At 63.5% G+C, this 5,849-nt stretch carries 7 protein-coding genes; 3 read left to right on the top strand and 4 right to left on the bottom strand.

What is annotated here, in order from left to right; genetic code table 11:
• Nucleotides 1-990, bottom strand: a 990-nt coding sequence (locus RMN84_RS10260) for a glycosyltransferase (RefSeq protein ID WP_309612075.1), incomplete at its 3' end; no start/stop codon positions are given.
• Nucleotides 991-1,161: 171 nt separating this feature from the next.
• Between RMN84_RS10260 and xrtV the strand changes: the two genes are divergently transcribed.
• A complete protein-coding gene (gene xrtV / locus RMN84_RS10255; protein WP_309612074.1) occupies nt 1,162-2,010 on the top strand; it encodes an exosortase V in 849 nt (282 codons plus the stop codon).
• Nucleotides 2,007-2,696, top strand: coding sequence for an exosortase-associated protein EpsI, V-type (epsI, locus tag RMN84_RS10250; RefSeq protein ID WP_309612073.1), 690 nt, complete (start codon nt 2,007-2,009; stop codon nt 2,694-2,696). The genes xrtV and epsI overlap by 4 nt, the downstream gene beginning before the upstream one ends.
• A 13-nt stretch (nt 2,697-2,709) precedes the next feature.
• On the opposite strand, the gene RMN84_RS10245 is transcribed toward epsI, so the two are convergent.
• Nucleotides 2,710-2,970 carry an XrtV sorting system accessory protein gene (locus RMN84_RS10245; RefSeq protein ID WP_309612072.1) on the bottom strand — a complete coding sequence of 87 codons (261 nt, stop codon included), beginning with the start codon at nt 2,968-2,970 and terminating at the stop codon, nt 2,710-2,712.
• 92 nt (nt 2,971-3,062) lie between these two features.
• Between RMN84_RS10245 and RMN84_RS10240 the strand changes: the two genes are divergently transcribed.
• A complete protein-coding gene (locus RMN84_RS10240) occupies nt 3,063-3,875 on the top strand; it encodes a SurA N-terminal domain-containing protein (protein WP_309612071.1) in 813 nt (270 codons plus the stop codon).
• Nucleotides 3,876-3,940: 65 nt separating this feature from the next.
• Here RMN84_RS10240 and RMN84_RS10235 read toward each other — a convergent pair whose 3' ends face one another.
• Both RMN84_RS10235 and RMN84_RS10230 read right to left on the bottom strand, forming a co-directional pair.
• Nucleotides 3,941-4,762, bottom strand: a complete 822-nt coding sequence (locus RMN84_RS10235; RefSeq protein WP_309612070.1) for a CpsD/CapB family tyrosine-protein kinase — start codon at nt 4,760-4,762, stop codon at nt 3,941-3,943.
• Nucleotides 4,763-4,772: 10 nt separating this feature from the next.
• Nucleotides 4,773-5,849, bottom strand: a 1,077-nt coding sequence (locus RMN84_RS10230; RefSeq protein WP_309612069.1) for a lipopolysaccharide biosynthesis protein, incomplete at its 5' end; no start/stop codon positions are given.

Genomic DNA, 5,849 nt, shown 5'->3' with positions numbered 1-5,849 from the left:
ATGGAGCGCGACTGGCCACCACGGCGCGCCACTGATTAGCGTCAATGCGACAGCGACTAGCAGCACGGCGGCATCGATCAGGGCCAACAGGGTCAGCGGCGGAACAGCGAGGTCGAGCGCCGCCGCAAGCGCCCGCCTGTCTCCGCGTCCGATCGCGCGGGCGATGGCGTGCGGCGCCTGCACGGTCGCCATCGCCAGGAATCCGCCTTCCCACCGCGTGCGCTGGATCAAGGTTCCCGAGGCGCTGCTCGGATCGCTCCACACGGTCGCATCCGACACCAGCTGAGGGGGATAGCCAAGTCGCTCCATCCGCAGCCCGAGTTCGACATCCTCGACGATGTTCGCGCTCGCCAGCGGCGCCTGATCGAACAGCGACCATGGCAGCGCCATTCCCGTCCCGGTCAAGTGAACGCGCCGCGCCAGCCGCTGCAACCCGCGCTGTCGCACGAGGTTCTTGAGCATGAACGCGAAGCTCGACAGCTGCACTAGCGGCGAAGCGCTTCGATCGGGGCGGATCAGGTTGACCGTCTGGCACGGCCGGCCGAGCGCGCTCGCGCTTCCGGCCAGCAGCTGCAACGAAGTGCGGTCGGTGCCGCAATCGGCATCGAGGATGATGACGACATCGGGTGGATCGCTCCGCAGATACTGCTGCGCGAACGCCAGCGCAAAGCCCTTGCCGCGCTCAGTGGCCGACGATCGCTCGATCACGCTTGCGCCCGCGGCGCGGGCGATATCGGCCGTCGGATCGACGCAATTGTCGGCGACAACGAGCAGCGACGCCCATCCTTCAAGCGAGGGGCGAAGCGTGGCGATGATATCGCCGATGATCGCTGCTTCGTCATGGGCCGGCATGACCAGCGCGACACGACCGGGAAGGGCCGGCGCAAGATCGCGTCGCGGCATTCGCGGCAGGCCGGCTGCCACCTCGACGACGAAGTAGGCGGTCACCAGGAACGGGATCGCGAGCAGCATCAGAAGAATGACAATCATTGCTCGGTCTTATAACTTTCTTCATGCGCGGCCACCTAGATTAGTGGCGGCAGGTCCCGCGCCGGGAGCGCTTGCGACTGGTCCCATGCAGCGTTAGGCTGAAGCCAATTAAGTAAATTTCTCTGGTCAGGGTGCAAAGTGCTGGTTGCCGAGGCCTCCGAGAGGCAATCCATGCGGTTTCCACCGCCGACACCGGCCAATCTGGTGTTGGCGCTGGCCTGCGTCGTGCTGGCGCTGCCGATGCTCTACAATGTTGCCAAATTCAGCTGGTCGACCGAGCAGGGCGGTCACGGCCCGCTCGTGCTGGCGACGGGCCTGTGGCTGCTGTGGCGTGAGTATAAGCAGTCGGATGCTCCGCGCGTGCCGCCGCGCCCGCTGTTGGCGTCGCTGGCCATCGGCGTTCTGCTGATCGTCTTCTTCCTCGCCCGGGTAACCGGCATCCTCGAGATCGAAGCCTTCGCCATCTATGGCGCCTTTCTCGTCGGTGCCTATCTGCTCTGGGGTGGGGCGATCCTGCGGCAGCTCTGGTTTCCGCTTCTTTACCTCGCGCTGACCCTGCCGCCGCCCGACACGGTCGTCGCCGCCGTCACGCAGCCAATCAAGATCCTCATTTCGCAGACTGCGGTCAGCTTGCTTCACGGACTGGGCTATCCGATCGCCAATTCCGGCGTGATGATCCAGATCGCGCAATATGAGCTACTCGTCGCCGCAGCCTGCGCAGGGCTGAACTCGATCCTCAGCCTCAGCGCAATTTGCCTTTTCTATGGCTATTTGCGCCATCGCTCCGACTTCGCGCAGCTGTCGCTGATCGCGCTGGCGATTATCCCGGTCGCCATCCTGTCCAATTTCGTCCGCGTGCTGGTGCTGATCCTGATCACCTATTATTTCGGCGAAGCCGCCGCGCAGGGCTTCCTCCACAATTTTGCCGGGCTGACGATGTTCCTTGCCGCCATCATCTCGATCTTCGCCTATGACGAACTGGTCGACCGCATCCGCAGCGGCATGCGGAGGGCCGCATGACCGACGATATCCACAAGGACCGGCTCGACCGTCGCAAGTTCCTGATCGGAGGAGCATTCCTCGGCGCGGCCGCGCTGGCTTATGCGCGCACGCCGCGTACGGTCGAGGATTTCCTCGGCAAGGCCAAGCTCGACGACATCATCCCCAAACATTTTGCCGACTGGTCGTTCGTCAGCGCCAGCGGGCTGGTCACTGCCCCCGAGGATCAGCTGTCCCGGTTGCTCTACAGCCAGCTACTAACGCGCGTCTATTCGGCGCCCAACCAGCCGTCCATCATGATGCTCGCCGCGCAAAGCGCCAGCCAGACCGGCGTATTGCAGATTCATCGACCGGAGGTCTGTTATCCGGCCGGCGGGTTCCAGCTGTCTCCCGTAATCGAGCATGACATTCCCGTCGGGCCGCTGATGCTGCGTACCAACCAGCTAACCGCTACCGCCGATGGCCGGTCCGAGCAGATCGTCTACTGGACGCGGATCGGACGACATCTACCGATCAGCTGGTCCGAGCAACGCTGGGCCGTGGCGCAAGACAATATGAGAGGGATCATCCCCGACGCCGTGCTGGTGCGCATCTCCGTCAGCACGAATGACCGGGACGAGGCATTGGCAGTGATCGACGGCTTCACCCGGTCCTTGATCGCGTCGCTGTCGCCACTCGCCCGCAAGGTCTTGATCGGCGTCGGATAACGGCGACACCTGCCTATGGGCCGGCGCTGGATCCGAAATTAAACGGTTTCAGAAATACGAAAATGAGCCCAAGTGTCGCGGCAAGGACCACTACGGCGACAATATCATTGCCCTTGTTGCCGAAATAATTTGTCACCGCGCATCCTGCGCCCGCCGCGAGATACCAGCCGAGCGAATCCTTTTCGTGCTCAGTCTCAGATGTGGATCGCTGCAGAAACAAGACGACCAGTCCGGCGAAGATTCCCAACGTGACCCAGTCGTAAATCGTTTCCATGCCACCCTCGCTCGATCAGGCGTGTAGTCACGATCCTGTCGCCATGCTATCGCTTGAACCCGGAAGATTTGCAAATAGCGAGGGCCAATTCCGTGCACAAAAAACTCATTACCGCCTGTCTGGTTGCGTCGGTCATCGCGGGCTGTGATCGCAAGGCGGAAGGGCAGACCGTCGCCGTCGTCAACGGCGAGGAAATCACGTCGGCCGAGCTCAATGCCGAACTCTCGCAGGTGAACGTCCCCACCGGTTTCGACAAGGACAAGGCCCGCAACCAGGTTCTCCAGGCGATGGTCGACCGGCGCCTGCTCGCGCAGCAAGCCAAGACCGACGGGCTCGATAAATCGCCGGAATTTCTCAACAAGCAACGGCGCGCCAACGAGGATCTGCTGATCGGAATGCTGGCGTCGCGCCAGCTCAACACCGCCCAACTACCGTCGCCCGACGCGATCGCCGCCTTCCAGGCTTCGCGCCCGGAAATGTTCGCCAAGCGCGAAGCCTGGGATCTCGACCAGCTCTTCTATGCGACGCCGACAGATGCCGCAGCGCTCAAGAGGATCGCGGACGCCCATTCGCTCGATGCACTCACCGCCGCGCTCAGCCAGAGCGGGATCGCCTTCAACCGCGGCAAGAACAAGATCAATACCGCGATCGTGCCGCATGACCTTTACATCAAACTGAGTGCCCTGCCGACCGGAGAGCCGTTCATCGTCCCGGCCGGACCGCGCAGCGTCGCCAATGTGATCACTGGTCGGCAGCCGGCCCCGCCCCCGCCCGATGAGGCCAAGGCTCAGGCAGTCGCGGCCATCCGCCAGGGCGATGGTCAGAAGTTCATGGAGACGCGGCTCAAGAGCCTGCGGGGATCGGCGAAGATCGAGTATAAGGACGGCTTCGCACCGAAGAAGTAATGAGCGAAGGGAGGCCCGGTCTCGCGGCCGGGCTCCGTCACTGCCCCTATTCAGCCAGTCTGTCGCTATTCAGTCGCCTGCTCGTCCGCGCCATAGCCATAGCCGCGGTTGTAATAATCTTCGACGCCATAACCTTCGCTCATCAGGCCGCCGCGATATTTGTTGAGGATGACACCCGCCAGCCGTTCCTGGCCCAGCAGGCCCGTGGCCTCGCGGATTTCGCGCTTGGTCGTTTTCCCTTCCTCGGCAACGAGGATGTAGGCGTCCAGGCGCTGCATCACGGTCGACGCATCGTCGTTGGCGAAGACCGGCGGCAAGTCGACAATATACAGGCTGTTTTGCGCGTCGGCCCGCATCGCCCGGAACATCGCCTGCGCGCGGACACCGGCGAGCATTTCGGCCGAGCGAACGACCCCGGCCCGCGTCGGCAGGATCAGCAGCCGCTGCCCATCGAAGGCGTAAGCCGGCGGCGTGCGCACCGTATCCACGCCGTCGAGATAGTCGCGCATGCTGACGTCGGCGTCGATGCCGCACTGGCTGCTGGCGGACCCGCGGCGCAGGTCGAGATCGACCAGCGTGGCATCATAGCGCGGATTGCGGCTGAGCGCGGCAGCGACATTCGCCGCCATATAGGACTTGCCGACCTGCGACGTCGCCGAGACGATCCCGAACAGCCGCCATCCGCGCTCGCGGTGGAGACTGGTCAGCCGCGCGCGAATCAAATTGAAACTGCGCGAGCGCGGATCGATGCTGTCGAAGCCGAATATTCCGAGCGATTTCAGCGCCGTCAGGTCGACCGGCAACCTCTGCGCCTGATCGAGAGTCGGCAGCTTCAGCGGAAGCGATCCTTCCGGCATCTTGTCCATCGATTCGGCGGCGCCGCTCATCCTGTCCATGTTAAGCAAGGCTTTCCTTCCGACGCCACGGCCAACCCCAAATGCGCCTTTCTGGTTTCCCGGTCATTAATATGGGCACGACGCCCAACACCGGCAGACCCATAGCCTCGATCTGATTGGGACTGCGCATGGGCTGCGTCACGAGCTCGATACCGAGCGCAAGCAACAGGCCGAGCATCAGGCCCGCAGCTAGCCCGCCGAAGATCAGCAGCGGGCGATTGGGGGATTGCGGCGTGTCGGGCAGGTCCGGCGCATCGACCAGCGACAGTCGTTCGGCGCGCTGCTCATTGGCCATGCGTTCACTGTTCTGGGCCTTCAGCAAATTCGCCGAGACATCCTTATACTGGTCGCGCAACGTGCTCGCCTGATTCTCCAGCTGCATCGCCTGCTCGAGGATCGCCGGTGCCCGCGCCGAGCCGGATGACGCGGCCGCGGCACGCGCCAGCGATGCCGATCGGCTTTCGGACAGATTGGCGATCGCCCGGTTGTTGGCTTCGATTTGCTGGCGGATCAGGCTGGAGTCATCCAGGCCGGGGTTCGCCCGCGCGATGGCGCGCACCTGCTCGAGATTCTGCTGAGCCTGGAGAACGTCGGGGTGCGTATCGGAATATTTGGCGCGCGCCGCGGCCAGCGACGATTCCGCCGCTGCAAGATCGGGATTGCCCCGGCCCCGGCTCGTCGCCGCGAGCAATTGGCGGTTCTGCGATTCCAGCCCGGCAATCTGGGCGGTGTAGCTACCGGTATCGATCATCATCCCGCCGCCGCCAACAGAAGCCAACGCCGATCCGTTGCGCGCCTTGAGCTCGGTGATCTGATTCTCGATGACGTCGACCTGGCCCTGGAGCTTGGTCGCCTGGTCCTGGAGGAAGCGCACGGTGAGCCCGGCCTGCTGCTCGACCGTCTCATTGTCCATTCGCAGGAAGTTGGCGACATAGCTTTGCAGCACCGCCTGGGCCTTCACCGGGTCGGGATAGTCGAAGCTCATATTCACCGCGATGGTGTTGCTGGTACCGCCACTGGCTTGGCCAATGTCACCGGCCAATGCGCCGACCGTGGTAGCCTTGCGCATGTTGTCGAT

This window comes from Sphingomonas sp., assembly GCF_031380695.1.
In the GTDB taxonomy this organism is placed as follows: Bacteria; Pseudomonadota; Alphaproteobacteria; order Sphingomonadales; family Sphingomonadaceae; genus Sphingomicrobium.
The sequence above is the reverse complement of the archived record's forward strand: the minus strand, read 5'-3'. Positions and strand labels throughout refer to the sequence as shown.